This window comes from Flavonifractor sp. An92, from assembly GCF_002159175.1.
Lineage (GTDB): Bacteria > Bacillota > Clostridia > Oscillospirales > Oscillospiraceae > Pseudoflavonifractor_A.
The window spans coordinates 1-18,859 of record NZ_NFGZ01000001.1 but is presented as its reverse complement, the minus strand read 5'-3'; the positions used below and the strand labels follow the sequence as shown (position 1 = coordinate 18,859).

At 53.2% G+C, this 18,859-nt stretch carries 23 protein-coding genes; 12 read left to right on the top strand and 11 right to left on the bottom strand.

What is annotated here, in order from left to right; all coding sequences use genetic code 11:
- Positions 1 to 630: 630 nt before the first annotated feature.
- Complete coding sequence (locus B5G43_RS00115) at positions 631 to 1,338, bottom strand: LysR family transcriptional regulator (RefSeq protein ID WP_087257618.1); 708 nt, start codon at positions 1,336 to 1,338, stop codon at positions 631 to 633.
- 145 nt (positions 1,339 to 1,483) lie between these two features.
- On the opposite strand from B5G43_RS00115, the gene B5G43_RS00110 reads away from it, so the two are divergent.
- The gene (locus tag B5G43_RS00110) at positions 1,484 to 1,960 is read left to right on the top strand and encodes a flavodoxin (RefSeq protein ID WP_006572293.1); all 477 of its coding nucleotides are present in this window, start codon (positions 1,484 to 1,486) and stop codon (positions 1,958 to 1,960) included.
- Positions 1,961 to 1,971: 11 nt separating this feature from the next.
- Positions 1,972 to 3,009: an aldo/keto reductase gene (locus B5G43_RS00105; protein ID WP_040646651.1), complete on the top strand. Its 1,038-nt coding sequence runs from the start codon at positions 1,972 to 1,974 to the stop codon at positions 3,007 to 3,009.
- 92 nt (positions 3,010 to 3,101) lie between these two features.
- Here B5G43_RS00105 and B5G43_RS00100 read toward each other — a convergent pair whose 3' ends face one another.
- Genes B5G43_RS00100 through B5G43_RS00080 form a run of 5 tightly spaced genes read right to left on the bottom strand, consistent with a single transcriptional unit; the run spans position 3,102 to position 6,654 of the window.
- The gene (locus B5G43_RS00100; protein WP_087257615.1) at positions 3,102 to 4,106 is read right to left on the bottom strand and encodes an AraC family transcriptional regulator; all 1,005 of its coding nucleotides are present in this window, start codon (positions 4,104 to 4,106) and stop codon (positions 3,102 to 3,104) included.
- Between the two features lie 10 nt (positions 4,107 to 4,116).
- On the bottom strand, positions 4,117 to 4,488 hold the full coding sequence (locus B5G43_RS00095) for a metalloregulator ArsR/SmtB family transcription factor (protein ID WP_040646649.1): 372 nt from the start codon (positions 4,486 to 4,488) through the stop codon (positions 4,117 to 4,119).
- A gap of 53 nt (positions 4,489 to 4,541) precedes the next feature.
- Positions 4,542 to 4,892 (bottom strand): CGGC domain-containing protein, encoded by a 351-nt coding sequence (locus B5G43_RS00090; protein WP_087257612.1) that lies wholly within the window; start codon positions 4,890 to 4,892, stop codon positions 4,542 to 4,544.
- Positions 4,893 to 4,918: 26 nt separating this feature from the next.
- Entirely contained in the window at positions 4,919 to 5,755 is an 837-nt protein-coding gene (locus B5G43_RS00085; RefSeq protein WP_242960393.1) for an NAD-dependent protein deacetylase, SIR2 family, read from the bottom strand.
- Positions 5,743 to 6,654, bottom strand: coding sequence for a hypothetical protein (locus tag B5G43_RS00080; RefSeq protein WP_006572287.1), 912 nt, complete (start codon positions 6,652 to 6,654; stop codon positions 5,743 to 5,745). The genes B5G43_RS00085 and B5G43_RS00080 overlap by 13 nt, the downstream gene beginning before the upstream one ends.
- A gap of 108 nt (positions 6,655 to 6,762) precedes the next feature.
- Between B5G43_RS00080 and B5G43_RS00075 the strand changes: the two genes are divergently transcribed.
- Genes B5G43_RS00075 through B5G43_RS00065 form a run of 3 tightly spaced genes read left to right on the top strand, consistent with a single transcriptional unit; the run spans position 6,763 to position 8,738 of the window.
- Positions 6,763 to 7,221 carry an Rrf2 family transcriptional regulator gene (locus B5G43_RS00075; protein ID WP_006572286.1) on the top strand — a complete coding sequence of 153 codons (459 nt, stop codon included), beginning with the start codon at positions 6,763 to 6,765 and terminating at the stop codon, positions 7,219 to 7,221.
- A gap of 4 nt (positions 7,222 to 7,225) precedes the next feature.
- Positions 7,226 to 8,101: a patatin family protein gene (locus tag B5G43_RS00070; protein ID WP_006572285.1), complete on the top strand. Its 876-nt coding sequence runs from the start codon at positions 7,226 to 7,228 to the stop codon at positions 8,099 to 8,101.
- Positions 8,102 to 8,144: 43 nt separating this feature from the next.
- Positions 8,145 to 8,738 carry a sugar O-acetyltransferase gene (locus tag B5G43_RS00065; RefSeq protein WP_006572284.1) on the top strand — a complete coding sequence of 198 codons (594 nt, stop codon included), beginning with the start codon at positions 8,145 to 8,147 and terminating at the stop codon, positions 8,736 to 8,738.
- A gap of 82 nt (positions 8,739 to 8,820) precedes the next feature.
- On the opposite strand, the gene B5G43_RS00060 is transcribed toward B5G43_RS00065, so the two are convergent.
- Positions 8,821 to 9,186 (bottom strand): helix-turn-helix domain-containing protein, encoded by a 366-nt coding sequence (locus B5G43_RS00060; RefSeq protein ID WP_006572282.1) that lies wholly within the window; start codon positions 9,184 to 9,186, stop codon positions 8,821 to 8,823.
- Between the two features lie 150 nt (positions 9,187 to 9,336).
- Between B5G43_RS00060 and B5G43_RS00055 the strand changes: the two genes are divergently transcribed.
- From B5G43_RS00055 to B5G43_RS00045, 3 genes are read left to right on the top strand one after another with little or no spacing between them, the layout of a single operon-like run.
- Positions 9,337 to 9,840 (top strand): flavin reductase family protein, encoded by a 504-nt coding sequence (locus tag B5G43_RS00055; protein WP_006572281.1) that lies wholly within the window; start codon positions 9,337 to 9,339, stop codon positions 9,838 to 9,840.
- Positions 9,841 to 9,866: 26 nt separating this feature from the next.
- Positions 9,867 to 10,556, top strand: coding sequence for a radical SAM mobile pair protein A (locus tag B5G43_RS00050; RefSeq protein ID WP_006572280.1), 690 nt, complete (start codon positions 9,867 to 9,869; stop codon positions 10,554 to 10,556).
- Positions 10,544 to 11,458: a radical SAM mobile pair protein B gene (locus B5G43_RS00045; protein WP_040646643.1), complete on the top strand. Its 915-nt coding sequence runs from the start codon at positions 10,544 to 10,546 to the stop codon at positions 11,456 to 11,458. The genes B5G43_RS00050 and B5G43_RS00045 overlap by 13 nt, the downstream gene beginning before the upstream one ends.
- An 86-nt stretch (positions 11,459 to 11,544) precedes the next feature.
- Here B5G43_RS00045 and B5G43_RS00040 read toward each other — a convergent pair whose 3' ends face one another.
- Both B5G43_RS00040 and B5G43_RS00035 read right to left on the bottom strand, forming a co-directional pair.
- The gene (locus tag B5G43_RS00040) at positions 11,545 to 12,093 is read right to left on the bottom strand and encodes a flavodoxin family protein (protein ID WP_006572278.1); all 549 of its coding nucleotides are present in this window, start codon (positions 12,091 to 12,093) and stop codon (positions 11,545 to 11,547) included.
- Positions 12,094 to 12,107: 14 nt separating this feature from the next.
- Positions 12,108 to 12,653 (bottom strand): flavodoxin family protein, encoded by a 546-nt coding sequence (locus B5G43_RS00035; RefSeq protein ID WP_006572277.1) that lies wholly within the window; start codon positions 12,651 to 12,653, stop codon positions 12,108 to 12,110.
- Between the two features lie 143 nt (positions 12,654 to 12,796).
- Between B5G43_RS00035 and B5G43_RS00030 the strand changes: the two genes are divergently transcribed.
- The 4 genes from B5G43_RS00030 (at position 12,797) to B5G43_RS00015 (ending at position 16,106) form a co-directional block, all read left to right on the top strand.
- Positions 12,797 to 13,144 carry a helix-turn-helix domain-containing protein gene (locus B5G43_RS00030; RefSeq protein ID WP_006572276.1) on the top strand — a complete coding sequence of 116 codons (348 nt, stop codon included), beginning with the start codon at positions 12,797 to 12,799 and terminating at the stop codon, positions 13,142 to 13,144.
- 226 nt (positions 13,145 to 13,370) lie between these two features.
- On the top strand, positions 13,371 to 13,589 hold the full coding sequence (locus tag B5G43_RS00025; protein ID WP_087257609.1) for a cation transporter: 219 nt from the start codon (positions 13,371 to 13,373) through the stop codon (positions 13,587 to 13,589).
- 27 nt (positions 13,590 to 13,616) lie between these two features.
- The gene (locus tag B5G43_RS00020; RefSeq protein ID WP_087257605.1) at positions 13,617 to 15,617 is read left to right on the top strand and encodes a heavy metal translocating P-type ATPase; all 2,001 of its coding nucleotides are present in this window, start codon (positions 13,617 to 13,619) and stop codon (positions 15,615 to 15,617) included.
- Positions 15,618 to 15,815: 198 nt separating this feature from the next.
- Positions 15,816 to 16,106 (top strand): DUF6809 family protein, encoded by a 291-nt coding sequence (locus B5G43_RS00015; protein WP_006572273.1) that lies wholly within the window; start codon positions 15,816 to 15,818, stop codon positions 16,104 to 16,106.
- A 5-nt stretch (positions 16,107 to 16,111) separates the two neighbouring features.
- Here B5G43_RS00015 and B5G43_RS00010 read toward each other — a convergent pair whose 3' ends face one another.
- Both B5G43_RS00010 and B5G43_RS00005 read right to left on the bottom strand, forming a co-directional pair.
- On the bottom strand, positions 16,112 to 16,984 hold the full coding sequence (locus tag B5G43_RS00010) for a hypothetical protein (RefSeq protein WP_087257601.1): 873 nt from the start codon (positions 16,982 to 16,984) through the stop codon (positions 16,112 to 16,114).
- Positions 16,974 to 18,859: hypothetical protein (locus B5G43_RS00005; protein WP_087257598.1), on the bottom strand; the 1,886-nt coding region annotated here is incomplete at its 5' end. The genes B5G43_RS00010 and B5G43_RS00005, both read right to left, overlap by 11 nt.

Sequence of the window (18,859 nt, the reverse complement as noted above, 5' to 3'; positions counted from 1 at the left end):
CTCGAAATGTCACCGCGTCGTAGGCGGTCAGCTTGCCCGGCTGGTAGGGACATTCCGCATAGACGCAGAATTGATATTTCCAGTGCGGGCGATAAAAGCGGCAGGTGCCGCAGTCCTCCGGCGTGACCGCCTCGCCGCTGTCGTAGTGGTCGAAACCGGGCTTGCCCTGCATGAGCTGTTCAAAGGCCCGGTCGCTGCCGGAAGTGAAGTACATAGGCCGTCGCCTCCTTTCTGCGTTTGGGCAAAAAGAAAAGCCGCAGACTTTTTTCAAAATCTGCGGCTTGGCCGGGGAAACAGAAAAGGGCGCTGTCATGCTTGACAACACCCTGTTTCTGCCTGATTATTCAGTTGTTTTGACCTGCCCCGTTTTCCGCTGCCCTAAAAAACATTGATTTTACTGGGTTTTTTCATGTTTTCTTATGGCAACGCTCTTTTTCGGCGGTGATTTTTCTCAATTTGGTGGACTCGAAGGGGATCGAACCCTCGACCTCTGCGATGCGAACGCAGCGCTCTCGCAAGGTGGTAAGTTTTCTGCCCATGGACTGCGGTGTATGGTTTGATGAAAATGATAGACGAGGGGCTATAAAAAATACCGCTTTCAGTGTTCCGATAAGGAACTGAATGGCGGTGTTAGGCACCAATGTGGGCGCCGGCCAGCAGGGCCATGTTGTAGGGCAGGTTCCCTGTGGCGTTCACCTGGAGCTGTTGGGCATAGGGGCCGAACCAGCGCTCCATCTCCTGCTGGATCAGCCCACGCCGGGTAAGGATCAGGGGGATTCCAGCCAGATCCTTCGGCGTTACCGCCTCCTGCTGGGCCAGAGGGGAGTCCTCATGGACCAAAACCCCCCAGTGTTCCTTCACCGGCATCCGAATAAAATCATATTTGCTGATATCCACGGGCTCCAGCAAAAGGCCCAGATCCAGGGTCCCGCCTTCAATGCGCTCCTTGGTGTGGTCGGCGTTCCCGCTGTAGATCTGATAGGTCACCTGGGGGTGCAGCTTCTGAAACGAGGCCAGCAGCTCCGCCAGCACATACATTCCTTCCAGGTCACCGCTGCCAATGGAGATCTCTCCCCGCAGTTCCGGGTCCTTCCGAAATTCCTGAGCCGTTTTCTCCGCCAGATCCACCAGCTCCTGGGCACGGCGCCGAAGCAGCATCCCTTCGTCGGTCAAAACGATGTGATACCGACTGCGGTGAAAGAGCTGCACCCCCAGCTCCTCCAGCTGCATCAGCTGCCGGGAGAGAGTAGGCTGGGTCAGGTGAAGCAGAGCTGCTGCCTTAGTAATGTTTTCCTCCCTGGCCACCGCCAGAAAATATTTCAAGACACGAAGTTCCATGGTTCTGCCTCCTTGAGTCCATCGTATCATATCCACTCCCATCCGGCAATATAAAAATGCCTTACAAGAATATTTCTAAATAGGAAATGAGTATTTTACATTTTTAGGTGCTGGATTTACAATGAGGTCAAAGGAGGTTTCATCTATGAACGCATTGGTTGCTTATTTCTCCGCCAGCGGTACCACCGCTAAGGCGGCAAAGGTCCTGGCAAAGGCCGCAGATGCTGACCTTTATGAAATCAAACCCGCAATTCCCTACACAAGAGCGGACCTGAACTGGATGGACAAGGGCTCCCGCAGCAGTGTGGAGATGAGCGACAAGCACTCCCGTCCGGCCCTGGCCGATACGGATGCCCCCATTGCTGGGCACGATGTCATTTTCCTGGGCTTTCCTATCTGGTGGTATGTTGCTCCCACTATTGTCAACACCTTCCTGGAGAGTTACGACTTTACCGGCAAGACCATTATCCTTTTTGCCACCTCCGGCGGCAGCGGGCTGGGCAAATCGGCTGTTAGCCTACGCGCCAGTGTGCCCGGTGCCAGGATCGTGGATGGACGATTACTCAACGGACGGCTGAACGCGGACGAACTGAAAACATGGGTGTCCGGGTTGAAACTCTGAGGTGAATCGATATGAGATATACAAAACTGGGCAAATCTGATTTGAATGTCTCCCGTATCTGCATGGGGTGCATGGGCTTCGGAGACGCCCAAAACGGTCAGCACTCCTGGACCATTGACGAGGCGCATTCCCGGGAGATCATCAAGCGAGGACTGGAGCTTGGGGTTAATTTTTTTGACACCGCCATTGGCTACCAGAGTGGCACCAGCGAGCAGTATGTGGGCCGGGCCCTGCGGGACTTTGCCAAGCGGGACGAGGTGGTGGTAGCTACTAAGTTCCTGCCCCGCACCAATGAGGAAATTGAGGCCGGCATCAGCGGCCAGGAGCACATTCGGCGGATGCTGGACAAGAGCCTTCAGAACCTGGGGATGGACCATGTAGATCTCTATATCTATCACATGTGGGATCACCAGACGCCCCTTTATGACATCATGGAGGGACTGAACAACGCTGTAAAGGCGGGCAAGGCTCGGTATATCGGCATTTCCAACTGCTTTGCCTGGCAGCTCGCCAAGGCCAACGCCTTGGCGGAGAAAGAGGGCTTTACCAAATTTGTCTCCGTTCAGGGGCACTACAACTTGATCTTCCGGGAAGAGGAACGGGAGATGGCACCCTACTGCCGGGAGGAGAACATTGCCATGACCCCTTACAGCGCTCTGGCCGGCGGGCGGCTTTCCAAGCGCTCCGGTGAGACCTCCAAGCGGCTTCAGGAGGACAGCTACGCCCAACTCAAATACGGCGCGGCTCACGATCAGGACGCTCCCATTTTGACCCGGGTGGCGGAGCTGGCGGACCGCCGGGGCGTTTCCATGACAGAAATCTCCCTGGCCTGGCTGCTGACCCGTGTTACCGCTCCGGTGGTTGGAGCTACAAAACTCCATCACATCGAAGGGGCCGCCAAGGCGGTGGATCTCGCCCTGACGGTGGAGGAGTGTGCCTACCTGGAGGAGCTTTACACCCCCCATCCGCTGGTGGGTGTCATGGCCCAGAACACGATTGCTGCAGCGAAAAAGGACCATGTCTGGTCTACCGGCAATCAGATTATCTGAACAATCAACGAGATTACAAAAAACCGCTTGAAGGGCACTCCTTGCAAAAGGGGTGCCCTTCAAGCGGTTGTGGCTAAAATCTTTTGCCTGTTTTAATCGTTCCAATTGGAATCCTGGGTACGACGATACTCGGTTGGGAGTATCTGTGTCACATCTTTGAATGCTTTTGAAAATTTCCCTTGGGTTTCGTAGCCCACCCGATCTGCGATTTCGGAGATCGGAATCCTGGTTTCTCTCAGCAGTTTCATGGCCTGTGCCATGCGGTATTCTTTCATGTAAGTGGCAATGGGCAGGCCATATACGGTCTTAAAGACTTCCTTCAGCGTGGAGGTGTTGATGAGGTATTGCTTGGAGAGTGCCTCAATGGTAAACCGCTGATCCAAATGTTCTGTCAGCTGACGGTGGATTTCCTTGATCAGTTCCGTCTGTTGAGAACCGTATTGCGTCAGTGCATGCTTTTCGGGCTCCACATCCGAGAGATAGAGCAGCAACTCCTGGATTTTGAGCTGTAAGTAAGCCCTGCGCCGGAAAGAGGGGGCTGAATACAGGGGCGCAAAGATCCCTTCCAGTTCCGGGCAGGCCGGGATAGCTACCGGTTTTTCACCGCAAAAGGTGCTTTGTATGGTTGGAAGATCCAAGCCGGACTCTTTTAGAATTTCCGGGCAATTTGCGTCCAGGACCGGCAAATCGATGGAAAGAGAAATGCCCTCCGCATAGCCCAACGGAAACATTATGGCCGAGTCCGCACAGCAAGCGGAGCTGTGAGCGGTGAGATCTCCGGCACCCAAATAGACCGCTGTGCCACCCCGCATATTCCAGCCTACACGGCCGTTACGGCAGTAGAACAGCTCCAGAACAGAGGAGGAAGCAGCGTGGTGTACGGTGATTTCCGCAGCTGACAGCAGGTTGTAGGAAGCGTCGACGCCGGGGAATACATGGTAGGCTTCTATTTTCCCTTTTCCAACTGTTTTTGCAGAAAATTGCCCGGTTAGAAGGACATACTCCTGACCGGATGGAGAATTGCGAACGATTGTCAGGCCTCCGGCCGGAACATCCTGTAATTGCTGTGTGACATGTGTGGGTTCCTGTTGTTTCATGCGAACTTCCTCACAAATTTTGCTTTGATGGGCAGGCAATTACTACTAAGTCTTCAATCATGTGATGGAGCAGCTGAGCCTGCTGTGTGTTTGCCGCGGTATAATATACTTCTTTTCCCGCCCTGCGGTTGACAATCAAACCGGCGGCTCTCAGTAGTTTGAGGTGATGGGATACCGCCGGACTGCTCATCCCTACCATGGCGGAGAGATTGACCACACATTCCTCGCAGTGGCACAGCAGCCAGAAAATACGCAGGCGACTGCCGTCCCCCAGCTGCTTAAAAATATCTGACAGCGTCTGAAAATTCTCCACGCTGGGCATATTCTGCAGTTCTTGCTCCATGGGCTGTCCATGGTCGTGAGGCAAAGAAGTGGTTTGCATCGGATCACCCTCCTGTTTGATTTATCATACCACAGGTAGGTGCGGGTGCAAACTTATTCCTGTTTCGGTCCTGCGTCGTGGGTATAGTCCAGGATTTGAACCTTGTCGCCAACGGCATTCTGTACCAGATCCTTCATCCGCTTGGCAAAGGGGCAGGGATAGCCGATGGGCGTGCCCTTTTGGATACAGGAGGCAAACGCAATGGTGTCCGCCCCCTGGCTAACCAGAGAGTTCGCCCGCAGCACTACTTTCTTTCCGGGACAGCCTCCGCAGTTGATAAAACCCACCAGCTCAATATCCTCCACACCTGCAAAAGCGCCTTTCCGCTCACGGATGGTTTGAAGATCCCCACTTCCGGGGCAATAGTCCTCTGTCTGCGTACAACGAATAATTCCCAATTTCATATTTAGTGTCTCCTTTCCTGATATGTTCATCGTTTATCCGCCTCCCGAAGGGCGGATAAAATCTCGCCCAGCGAGCCGTCCAGACCAAATGACTTGCGTTTGATACTGTCTGCAATGTAGACCTCGCCCAGATTGATGGTAACATAGGTGGCGTTGGGCTCCTGATCCACCAAACGCATCAGAGGCGCTTTGATGAGTTGATTGCGCCATCCGATCCCCAACTCCAACACGACCAGCTTTTTTTCGTGATATTGGTTCAGAAAACTCTGGAATCTCTGCGTGGCGCCGTGGTCCGGAACCATATTCGGCCCTGCTGCCATATGAACCTCCATGGGGCCGCCGCATCGGGGACACCGGGGCACCAAATCAGAGGGGATTCTGCCATCCTGTTCCGCAGCTGCCATCTGCTCTGCCAACTCCAAAATGGGATAGAGGGTATCATGGCAGGGGCGGGCGCATTGCATGGCCAGCCAGGTCCCCTCGATTTCATAAATCTTCTCCGGTGCAAATCCGCTGCGTTCAAAGTGACATTCTCCGTTGGAGGTAAGGACGAAATAGTCCCTGTTGCCCACAATGGCTTTCAAGCCCTGCATGACCTGTGTGGGTTGATACTGTCCGCAGTAGTGGTGGATGAGCCTGCTCCAGAAGGCCCATTTTACTTCTTCTGAAGGCCAGCGGGTTCCCATCCCATGCAGCAGGCACCGAAGGCCGTACTTGTCCTTAAAGTCGCCGAACAAATTCTCAAATGCCTGGTTATCTGCAAAGAGGTGCAGTCCTTCAGTCATGGACAGGCCATTGCTGGCTCCAATCAAGATGGCATCCGCTTTTTGAATTTTCTCTGCGACTGGTCTTAGATCATACATGATGAGTCTTCCTTTCCGGACATATGTGCTGCCGCATCCTGCAAGACAGCGGCAATATCCTCTTTGATGGCCCAACCCTTTTGAGATAACGCTTGGGGCAGGAGCGCGTCTTTTGGGTTGATGGTGATGTAATATGCCTGCGGGAGAGAATAGGTCAGATTCCAAAAGGGTTCCTGAATAAACATGGGGGTCATGCGCCCCACCCCCAACTCCAGGAAGAGGATTTTTTTATTCTGATTAGCAGTCAGGAACTCATTGATCTTTCTGTATTCTTCCTTGTACTTCTTACCCTCCAAAAAGGTATAGCCTCGCACCCAAGGTTCCATTTCCGCACCGCATTTGGGACACCGAGGGATCAATTCTGCCGGGATACAGAGATTTTCATCAATTGCATCGTTCATTTCATAAACCATCTCTTTGTTCCAGTAGATCTCGTCGTGGCAGCGGCGGCTGCACTGATAATAACGGGAGTCCCCTTGGATGGCGCTCAGCTTATCTTCTGATACCACGCGGGTAAACTGAAAGTCTTGGTTTGTAGTCATAATGTGGTAATTCCTATCCTGAAGCAGCTTCATCAGGTCATAATAGGGCTGACCTGTGGGACATTCATACTCCATGTAACCCATTCGGGCAAGGAAGGCCCAGTGGGCCTCCGGGGACGGATAACGGTAGTAAAATCCATTGAAGGCACCGGTAAATCCATATTTTCGGTGGAAGTCTCCCAAGTATTGCTCAAATATCGCATCGTTTTGATAGAAGAAGTTGAAGCCGCAGGAAGCTGACATACCCGCCGCAGCGCCCACCAAAATTGCATCGGCCCCACTAATTTTGTCTACCAAGACCTGCACATTTTGGCGGTGGACGGCGGAATCAATGAATATTTTGTGGTTCAGTAGCATAGTTGACATGATTCCTCCAACCTGTTATTATAATAATTACATGTTGCAAGCATAGCATGTTATTTTATAAATTACAAGTAGGCAATTAAAAATTTTTGAGGTGAGCCCATGAAATACTCTACCAAGTTGAGTGACGCACTTCATATATTGGCCTTTCTCAGTATGGGAGCCGGTCAGCGGATCACAAGTGCTAAGATCGCAGAAAGTGTAAAAACGAACCCGGCCTATATCCGGCAGCTAATGGCCAAGCTGAAGAGTGCCGGCATGATTACCAGCTCACAGGGACAGGCCAATGCGGAATTGACCAGGCGCCCGGATGAGATCACGGTGTTGGATGTCTACCGGGCAATTGAGGGCAATAAGCCCCTACTTCACTGGGATATTGATACCAATCCGGAATGTGGCGTGGGGATCTATGTGCAGCTGAGCATTGCGGACTTTTACCAGGAGATCCAGAAGGCTGCCGAACAAAAAATGCAGACCATCACCCTGCAAGACATCATAGACCGGTACGGTAAAAAGCTGGACGAGCTGGAGCAGAAGGCAGAGCGGGACTTTACCCCATGAGGAGATGTTGACAACGAACACGCAGAAAAAGATCGGATTGGTGGTGGAAGGCGGCGGGATGAAGTGCGCCTATAACGCTGGGATTCTGGATGCCTTTCTGGACGAAGGGATTACGTTTGATTATTGCATTGGCGTATCCGGTGGATCTGGCAATCTGGCTTCCTATCTGGCGGGGCAAAGAGGCCGGAATCTTCGTTTTTTTACGGAGCATATTCATTCGCAGAATTACTTCGGTTTGAGAAGCCTGCTGAAAACCGGAGATCTGTTTGGATTGAAGTACATCTATGGTGAATTGACCCGCAAAGAAGGAGAAGATCCTCTGGATTTTCCCGCTCTGATGAACAACCCGGCGGAGTACGAGATTGTGGTCACAAACGCGCTGACAGGATTGCCGGAGTACTATGGGCGGGAGATGATGGCGCAGGACGATTACCGCCTGATCATGGCCTCCAGTGCCATCCCGGTTGCTTGCCATCCGGTGGAACTCAACGGAGTGCCCTACTTTGACGGAGGCCTTACCGATGCCATCCCGGTTCGCCGCGCCCTGGAGCAGGGGTGTGATAAGCTGGTGGTCATTCTCTCCAAGGACCGGGACTATGTACGAAAGCCTCAGGGTATGCGCAGGCTGTATCGGCGGGCCTGCCGCAGTTACCCCAACATTGTGGATGCTATTGATCGTCGCCATGTAGTGTACAACGAAAATTGGAAGGATGTGTTTTCCCTGGAACGGGATGGGACTGCCTTTGTCTTTGCTGCCAGTGAGCCCATCCGCGTGGGGACTTACTCCATGAAAGAGGATGCGGAACGAAACCTATATGATTTGGGGTTGCGGGATTTTGCCGCATGGAAAAACGATTTGTTGGAATTTCTGAGTATTTGACCATAAATGAGCATTAGCAGAGGAAAGGTATGTGAAACAAACGATGGAACCAATGGAACTTTTGACAAGCAGCACTCCGTACAGCGTCTATAACTTTCATCTTCCTCAAAGTCTGAAGAAAAATGCCGAGCAGCTGTGCTGGGAGTATAATCAGCTGCCGCCCGGGCAGGAGGAGCGGCGCAGAGAGATTTTGAAAAAGCTGTTTGGTACATGTGATCCGAAAACCTTTGTCATGCCTGGGTTTCGTTGCGATTATGGGTTCAATATCCATACTCACGGACTGGCGTTTATCAATTATAACTGTGTGATTCTGGATACTTCCCCGGTGCATATCGGGGCCAACGCCTTTATTGCCCCCGGCGTATGTATCAGTTGTGTGGGCCACGCCATGGATGCCCAACAGCGGGCAGAGACGATTACCACATCGGCCCCTATTACCTTGGAGGAGGATGTGTGGATTGGTGCCAATGCTGTGATATGCGGAGGAGTCACCATCGGGAAGGGTTCCATCATTGGGGCTGGAAGCGTGGTGACCCGGGACATCCCCGCGGGCGTTGTTGCCGCAGGAACGCCCTGCCGTCCCTTAAGACCGGTTACAGAGGCAGACAAGCTCGACTTGCGTACCGTTTCCTTTTAAAAAACGCCGGAATGATTTGACCGATTGTCAAACCATTCCGGCGTCTCTTGTTGTTTTGGAGAACTCTTGGAAAGCCACTTGCTCAAGGGATATATTTCATGCCCCACTGGGAGATGGCGTAGAAAATGGGCAGCAAATCCGTTCCCTTTTCTGTCAGGGAATACTCTACTCGGGGCGGGATCTCATTATACTGCTCCCGGTGTACCAGACCATCCCCCTCCAGCTCTTTCAATGCGTTGGTGAGCATGGTGTTTGTGATAGGTTTGAGCATCTTTTTCAGTTCCCCAAACCGCATGGGAGACTGGATACAGAGCTCGTAGATGATCTGGAGCTTCCATTTCCCCTGGAGCATCTGAACCACCGGGGTCACCGGGCAGTTTCCGTTTTCGGTCAGGATAACACTGCCCACTCGGGCTTGAAATTCCTCATAGGTCATGGATTGATTCATAACGCAGCACTCTCTCCATCGGTATGGTTTTTCGTACCAAGTACAAATAATCTGCGTACTTGCACCGTTATTTCTTCTAAGTATAATAATTATATCGACATCAAAATGGGATGTCAATGACAGAACGAATTGAGAGTGAGGTATTGATTTATGAAAGAACTGAACATCATGGAGGCCACTGTCCTGACCTCCCCTAATCCCCTGACCCTGATTTGTTCCCAGAATGAAGACGGCACCACGAACCTGGCCCCCATCTGCTTTGTGTCCTACCTGTCCTTCAACCCGCCCATGGTCGGCTTTGCCGCTGGCAAGCAGTCCCATACCGGCAAGCGGGTGCGGGAAACCGGCAAGGTGATCGTGACAGTTCCGGGGGAGAGTCTGACTCAGGCCGTGGTGGCCTGCGGCAGTTCCACCGGTGCCACCAGCCACAAGGTGGAGGAAAACCACATTGAGATGACCTCCGTAGAGGGCAGCGACATTCAGATTCCTGCGGATACCCGCCTTGCCATGGTAGCTACTTTACAGCAGACTGTAGAGGTGGGCGACCATATCATGCATATCTGCCAGGTGGACAAGTTCCTGGGTGACGAGAGCAAACAGGGTCTCTATGCCTGGAATGGCTTTGGAAAAGTCGCCCCGGCAGTGGAAGGCTAAGGCAGAAATGACTGGGGGAGATTCCAATGGCGGTGTGCATCAAATCCCAGATTCAGAACATGAATCTGGTCATTGGCTGTACCATCGGCTGCAGCTACTGTTATGCCAGAAATAATGTACGACGGTTCCATATGATTGATGATTTTGAGAAGCCGGAGTACTTCCCCGGAAAATTGCGGCTTATGGAGAAAACTCGCCCCCAGATTTTTCTGCTTACTGGAATGAGTGACTTTTCCGGCTGGAGAGCAGAGTGGCGGGATGAGGTATTTGCCAAAATGGAGCGCAATCCCCAGCACCAGTATCTGTTCCTGACCAAGCGGCCGGAGGAAATCGATTTCTCTACCCATCTGGATAACGCCTGGTTCGGCGTGACCGTTACCTCTTGTAAGGAAAAGAACCGGATCCCGGCACTGCGGGAGCATATCCGCGGCGGACATTATCACGCCACCTTTGAGCCCATGTTTGACGACATCGGGCCAGTGGATTTCACAGGGATCGAGTGGGTGGTCATCGGAACTGAAACTGGACGCCGAAAAGGAAAATCTGTATCCAAGCCGGAGTGGGTGTGGAACCTGACCGACCAAGCCCATACCCTGGGTATCCCGGTCTTTATGAAGGAAGACCTGCTTCCCATTATGGGAGAGGAACAGATGATGCAGGAATTACCCACCGCATTTCATAAGGTACTGGAGGAACAAGCCAAATGGCAGAAATGATGGAAAACGATATCCTGATCCGGGATGTGGAGACAAAAAACATCATGACCAAATCCAATCTGCCCGTAGGAGGCTACTCCGTAAACCCCTATGTGGGCTGCACTCACGGCTGTAAGTACTGCTACGCCTCCTTTATGAAGCGCTTTACCGGGCACACCGAGCCCTGGGGGACCTTTCTGGATGTAAAGCACTGGCGGGAGATCAAAAATTCTCAAAAATACCGGGGACAGCGGGTGGTCATCGGCTCGGTGACCGACGGCTATCTCCCCCAAGAGGAGCAGTTTCAAAACACTCGCAAGCTGTTAGAGCAGCTGAAAGGCAGCGGGGCGGAGATCCTCATCTGTACCAAGTCCGACCTGGTGGTGCGGGATATTGACTTGCTCCGGGAGATGGGAAAGGTGACCGTCTCCTGGTCCATCAATACACTGGATGAGGATTTTCGTAGGGATATGGACAAGGCAGTGAGCATTGAGCGACGGCTTTGTGCCATGAAGCAGGTCTACGACGCGGGTATCCGTACGGTCTGCTTTATCGCGCCGGTATTTCCCGGTATCACGGATTTTAAGGCCATTTTCCATCGAGTGAAGAATCAGTGCGACCTGGTCTGGCTGGAGAACCTGAACCTGCGGGGCGGATTCAAGCAGGAGATTTTAGACTACATCCATGAAAAGTATCCACACTTGATCAACTTGTATCAGGCCATCTATCAAAAGGGTGATCGGAGCTATTTCCGTGACCTTGAGCAGCAAGCAGAGCAGCTGGCGATCGAAAATGGCTGTCCCTTTGTGGATAACGAACTGCCCTATGGCCTGGCGGAGCCGGGCCACCCGGTGATTGTGGACTATTTCTACCACGAGGAGGTCAGGGGGTCGGAGAATACGGGGAAACGAAAAAGAACCTGATGTCGCAGGCAAAAGGAAGGCCGGAGCAACACCGCTCCGGCCTTCCTTTTGATATTTTGTTTGGCCGTTTCGTGAGAGCAGGAATCTCAAATGGATTGTCCCAGTGCATAAGCCTGCTGAAGCTCAGGTTTTCCGTCAATATCCCCCACATCTGCGTTTCCGCCGGCCAAAACATGACCAAGTTCTGTCCATCGAAGATGCTTCATTAGGTGGCTGTAGTATGCCTGTACATCTTCAAAATCGTGGCCTTCCGCAGCCATCAGTAGCACGCCAAAGCGGTCATGTCCCCGGAGCAGATTTCCATCGTTCTCCTCCAGCGCAAAAAGACGGTCCATGGCTGTTCGAAGCTGGCCGCTCAGGTTCCAGTAATACAGCGGCGATGCCAATACGACCACATCGCTCTCCCGCACCGCCGGATAGATCTGATCCATGTCGTCTCTCTGGATACAGGGACATTCTTTTGTACTGTGTCCACTGAAGCAGCCCTTACAGCCGTGGATATTCATATCGCTCAAAAAGAATTCCCGGACGATATGCCCGGCCTTTTCCGCACCCTCTGTAAAGGCGCGTACCAGGGCTGAAGTGTTTCCTTTTCGCCGGGGACTGCCATTGAGAATTACGATCTGCTTGCCCATTCCTTTTCTTCCTTTCAGATCTTATCCACCAGCTCTGCGGCCTGCCGGCAGCCGTCCGTCTTGTTGATGTCGCCTGCGTTCAAGACGCCGGGAATCAGCACTTCGCCCACCATCTTCCACTTGTTGAGGGCAGCTGTTCGCTCCATGGGGATGCGCACACCGTCCAGTACAGACAGATCCTCCTCCTCGCAGCAGGCGATGAGGGCGCACTCTTTCCCGGCAATGTCCTTGCCACCCACCACCAGGGAATAGATCCGGTCGATAACGCCTTTGATCTGGGCGGGAATGGAGTACCAATAGACGGGCATGGTAAAGACAATGGCATCAGCCTTCAGGATAGCCGGTGCGATGATATTGAAGTCATCGTCAAAGGAGCAGGCCTTCCCAGTTTTGAAACAGGTCTCGCAGGCATGGCAGCCGCCGATCTTCATCATGGCTGCGTCAAAGCGGGTGACGGTGTGTCCCTTTGCCTCCGCTGCCTGGATGAAACTATCCGTCATGGCAAAGCTGTTGCCATTTTTTCGGGGACTACCTGTAATGACTACGATGTTCTTACTCATAAAATTTCCTCCTTGTCCTTGAGAAATTGACTTTCTCACCTGCTGATAGTACAATCATAGCAAGAATGGGAAAAAGAACAAGTACGCACATCAAAGTGCGATACTTGCGTAGAGGTTTAATACTTACGAAAAGGAAAGTGTTTATGAGCGAGTTAAAGGAATATAAAACCTGCATTTCATCTGCCAATCTGGCCGATACCGGGTTCAGCTATACTTTATCTCTGATCAGCGGCAAATATAAAATGACTATTCTCTATACCCTCATGTGTTTTGGGGTGGTTCGCTTCAACGAGATGAAAAAGTATATTGGGGGGATCTCCTACAAGACGCTGAGTTCCACACTGAAGGAACTGGAGGCAGATCAGCTGGTCCACCGGGAGGAGTATCCGCAGATTCCCCCGAAGGTGGAGTATAGTCTCACTGAGCGTGGAAAGTCTCTGATTCCCATTCTGGACCAGATGTGCGACTGGGGAGAGCGAAACAGACTGTAACCATAGATTGAAGAAAAGGACTGGAGTTGTCATGGATGACTCCAGTCCTTTTATATGTTAAGAAAACACTCACTATTTGCCCAAACAGAAGAACCGTTTGCCCAAACGGAAGGATATCGTCCTGAAACATTGACGGCGGGAGGTTCACCGGCTATGATGACACTACAATTAAATACTTGCTTAATCGTAATAGCGAAAGCAAGGAATTCAGAGAGGAGTTTTCAAGATGAAAAAGACTTACAAGATCGAAGTGGACTGCGCCAACTGTGCCAACCTGATGGAGGAGGCTGCCCGCAAGACTCCTGGCGTTCAGATTGCCACCGTAAACTTTATGACTCAGAAGATGATCGTGGAGTTTGAAGAGGGTCATGAGCCTGCCGGCGTCATGCAGGACGTGGTCAAGGCCTGCAAAAAGGTAGAGCCTGACTGCGAGATCTTTCTGTGAGGAGACCGGTAGAAAGGAGTATAGACGATGCAGGAACTGATCGTGAATATCCTGCTGGCTGCAGTAGCCCTTCTGGCGGCGGTGCTGCAGCTCATTGGCCAGAAGTCCAGCAGCGGTATGACAAAAAAACAAAAGGTCATGCTCTGGCGCATTCTGGCAGCAACGGTCTTGCTGTTGGGCCTCCAGTCTTTGGGGACATCTGTCTTTGATTCGCTGGGCAGTTCAGGCCGTTGGCTGCGGCTGGCTCTCTATTTAGTGGACTACCTGGTCATTGGCTATGATATCCTGCGGAAGGCCTATAAGGGCATCCGTAATGGTCAGGTGTTTGATGAAAACTTTCTGATGGCAGTGGCCACACTGGGGGCCTTGGCCCTGGCGGTCTATGAAAACGGGGACTATCTGGAATCCATCGCGGTGATGCTGTTTTATCAGGTGGGTGAGTGGTTCCAAAGCTACGCTGTGGGAAAGAGCCGCCGGAACATCAGCGACCTCATGGACATCCGGCCCGATTACGCCAATGTAGAGCGGGACGGCAAACTGGAACAGGTGGATCCGGATGAGGTGGACATCGGCTCCATCATCGTGGTGCAGCCTGGGGAGAAGGTACCCATCGACGGCACGGTGGTGGAAGGAGCCTCTACTTTGAATACCGCCGCCCTGACCGGAGAATCTCTGCCCCGGGAGGTGCAGACGGGAGATGCCATCATCAGTGGATGCATCAACATGACCGGGCTGTTAAAGATCCAGACGACCAAGGCGTTTGGGGAGTCCACCGTGTCTAAAATCCTAGATTTGGTGGAAAATGCCTCTTCCCGTAAGTCCAAGTCGGAGGACTTTATCTCCCGCTTCGCTCGGATCTATACCCCTGCTGTGTGCTATGCCGCCCTGGCGCTGGCCATTCTCCCGCCGTTGGTGCTCATGCTGGGATTGGGACAATCTCCCGCCTGGGAGACCTGGATCTACCGGGCGCTCACGTTTCTGGTAGCCAGCTGTCCCTGCGCCCTGGTCATCAGTATTCCCCTGAGCTTCTTTGCCGGCATCGGCGGAGCCAGCAAGGCCGGTGTATTGGTAAAGGGCTCCAACTATCTGGAATCTATGTCACAAACTCGCATTGTGGTGTTTGATAAAACCGGCACTCTGACCCAAGGGGTCTTTGAGGTCAACGGAATTCACCACAATGAAATTGAAAACGCCAAACTGGTGGAATATGCTGCGCTGGCGGAGTCAGCCTCCAGCCATCCCATCAGCAAGAGCCTGCAGCGTGCCTATGGCAAGGAAATCGACCGCAGCAGGGTATCCCAAATCCAGGAAATCAGCGGCAACGGAGTCACCGCCGTGGTGGACGACCACACCGTGGCGGCCGGCAATGATAAGCTGATGGATCGTCTGGGTATTCCTTACATCAGTTGCCACAGCGTGGGAACCATCATCCACATGGCGATTGACGGACAATATGCCGGGCACATTGTCATCTCCGACTTGATAAAGCCCACCTCCAGGCAGGCTATCCAGGCATTGAAGTCCGCTGGTGTATACAAAACGGTGATGCTCACCGGGGATGCCAAGCAAGTGGCCGATCAGGTAGCGGAGGAGCTGGGGGTGGATCAGATGTACAGCCAGTTGCTCCCAGCTGACAAAGTGGAAAAGGTAGAGGAGCTACTTGCCAGAAAGCGAGGCAAGGAAAAGCTGGCCTTTGTGGGGGACGGTATCAACGACGCCCCCGTGCTGGGCCGCGCCGATATCGGTATTGCCATGGGTGCCATGGGTTCTGACGCCGCTATCGAGGCTGCAGATGTGGTTCTGATGGATGACGATCCCATGCAGATTGCCAAGGCGATCAAAATTTCACGCAAGTGCTTGGGCATAGTGTATCAGAACATCGTGGTGGCCATCGGGATCAAGCTGCTCTGCCTGGTGTTGGTCGCTTTGGGATTTGCAAATATGTGGCTGGCGGTTTTTGCTGATGTAGGTGTCATGATTCTGGCGGTTCTCAATGCGATCCGGGCTCTTTTTGTAAAAAACCTATAAGTACAATACACGCAATTCCGGGCATGTAACTTCTGGTTATGGCAAGGGGCTGACGGTTTTGAAAACAAGAGAGTATTAAGCCTGATTATATCAATCGGAACCTTTGGAAGACTAAGACAACTAAATTATTGAAAAATATAATAGTGGATATTTCCTCGAACCTGTGCTATTGTGTCTTGCTATAAGGAGGCGAGGCACATGAATGACACGCTGAAACTACTGTATGACAGATTTTACACTCCGTTGCCTATGGAGGAAACCGAGCAGGAAATTGATGACTGTCACCGGCAGCTCATCGAGCGATTGGAAAAACCAGAAAGGAAGTTAGTTTTACGGATTATCGATGCCCAGAATCTAATTGCAGAGCAACGCTCCGTGGACAGTTTCCTTTGCGGGTTCCAGTTGGCTTGGGAAGTGGCATACGAACTGAATCATTTCGAAACGAACAGGCATCCATCTCCAGCGAAAGAAGTGGAGATGGATGCCTGATTTTTCTACTCAATCACAATAGCTTCCCCCAGCCGATACCGGCACAGTCCAAAGCCAGTTTCGGAGCGCTCTAAAATAGTCTCCGGGATTTGTTTCAGATACTTCCGCCCAAAGCTGGTGGTGCCGAAGTATGCGTCAAAGTTGGTCACCGGCAGCACTACCCAGTCGGAATCTTCCGGCTCGTTGAGAAGGTAGTAGGCCACCAGTGTCTCAACCATCTCCACAGGAACACCCTTGGGTGTGAGGCTGCGAAGCTGCTCCACCAGCGTGGGCGGCAGCTCTGGTTCCTCATTCCAGAGCGGTCCCAACTCCAAAGCCTGGGCCAGAAAGCTGTCAAACCGCAATCCCCACTGCCCCTTGGTGGTGGGGGCGAACAAGGGGATCTGCATCTGGATCACCTTGTCCCGCCAGGCCCGGTCAAAGCCCTTCTCAATGGCGGCACACTTCTTCTGGGCGCTGCTGGATACCTTCCCTGGATTCTCCCGCACAAAAGCCACCACCCGATGCACATGGCGGTGAAACCATCCGCTGCCGTTTTCATCTACAAGACCATGGAATTCCGAATGAAGGTTCCTAAAATCACTGCCGAACTGCCACGCCTCCCGGGGCGTGGCTTTTTTGCTGTCCGGCACACTGCACCAGGCACACAGGCCCCGCTTGGCATAGTCGATGCGTTCCCGGGGTGCTTCGGCGGGGCTGCCATCCTCATTATGAAACGCAAACCCTCTTGCCAGGATGGTCAGCACCCGGTTGAGTCCCTCGAAATCCAAAATGGTGTCGAAGGTAAAGCGGCCCAGATAGGTGGTGTCCTGCTTGTTCCGGGCGGTATAGTTTACCGCACCGGTGTAGTCCTGAAATTCCTTCCACTCATTCAGCATGGTCCACCTCCAGAACATGTTCCTCGATGTGATCCGGCAGCAGGTCCCACAGCAGGTTCCGCTTACCCAGGGCTACCACATAGGGTACCGCCAGGCTGGGACGGATAATCTTATTCAACAGCTTGCGGCAGACCTTAGACACCACGGCCCGCTCGTTGCCGCTGAAGGGGGCAGACAGATAGGCCTCCATCATCTTCTGGAAAGCTGGAGAATCTGTTGGGCGTCGGAGCTGTTTCCGCTCCCGGGCCGCCTCCAGATCGTCCATATCACAGACCAGATCCCCCAGCAGACGGAACCCACCGTGGCGGAAATCGGTCAGAAGATCATAGTAGTCTACCGCCTCCGGCAGATGCTCCCGCAGAAATGGTTCTCTCTGTCCTTCTGCCATCAGGTGCCACTGCTGTTCCACAATCTCCTTTCGCAGAGCGGCGATACGCTCCGGGGAGAACTGCTGGAAGAAGGCATACAGTTCGTCGCTGTCGTAGACTTCTTCCTGTCCCCTGGCGTAGAGAATGCGGTCGATATCCGTTTTCCGCTGCTGTCCCTTGGCAGGGGCGCGGCAGGCCCGGATGCGGGAGAGGCAGTGCTCGTAGTCCCACAGCAAGGCAGAGACAGAAGAAAGAATGTTTTGGTCCAGCTGTTTCTTCCAACTTCGTTCCTGGGCGAAGGTGAATAGTTCGCTGTCCTTCGCTGGTTTCTCCTGAATCTTGGGCGTGTTGCGCTCCAGCTGGCGGGCCAGCCAGGGCAATCGCTCCACCGGGGAGTCCACCGTGTCCCAGTCGATCCCGGCAAAGAAGGTCTCCAGCCGCTCCCGGTGGGTGGGCTCGTACCAGGCACGGCGGCGTTCCTCCGCCCGCTCCACCAGATATTTGTACTGGAGGAATGGAGTGCGTTTTACCTTCCTCACGCCCAGAAATTCATCCAGATTGGGGCGCACACCGGTCTTGGCCGCGTCGATCTCCAGTCCGCTGTAGATGGCCAGAGCCTCCAAGTCCCGGCGGCACCGCTTGCGCTCCTCCGGGTCGGCGTGGTCGTTGTAGGCGATGACGCTGCGGTCCAGGGCGGCGTTGCAGATCTGTCCAATACGGGCAGCAAAGGTGTTCTCCACCGTCTGAAAACGAGCCTGCCAGTCGTTGGCGTCAGACTTGGGTGCGGATAAGGATGGAATTTTCAGCAGGGGCAGGTTGGCATTGTTGGAGAGCTGCTGATGGACATCGTAATCATAGTTCCGTTTCACACAGCGGTTCAGGATGGGATCGGCAATGGTCTTGATGAGGTCGCCGTCGTAGTCGGCGCCGCCCAGCCGCTCCGCCGCCAAACTGTCAGCAGACACCATGACCACATCGGTGAGGTGGCCCAGGTAGTGCTGGCGCAGTTTGTCGCCCTCTGGATACACCGACAGCTGCAATTCCTCGTTCCGGGCAATGTGGGGATTACGGAGCAGAGTACAGCTGTCCTCATGGTCATAGGCTGCGCCGGGAGCAAAGAAACAGTCCTCCGCGAAGAGGTCTCCCAGCACTTGGTTGCAGAAGTCCCGCTCACCGGGCAACTGGAACACACGAGGCGCAATTAACTGCCGCAGCAGCTCCAGCAGATCACCGGAGAGAAAACGGTTGTCCCCTGGCACCAGCAGACGCCCAACAGCATATCCCTTTAGGATATTCCGGGCCTGCCCATCCAATTGCTCCGTGTAGATAGGCTCGTGGATAAACCTCGGGTTCTTCTCCAGCACCCGGGCCATGATGTTCGCCCGGCTTCCTTTTGGCTGGCTCAGGCCCCGGCGAAAGTATTCCTGCTGGTATGTTTCATCGGCACGGAAGTTATAGTAGGCCGTCTCGGTGGCCTTGGTCAGCCACTGCCGGGGATCGTCCTCCG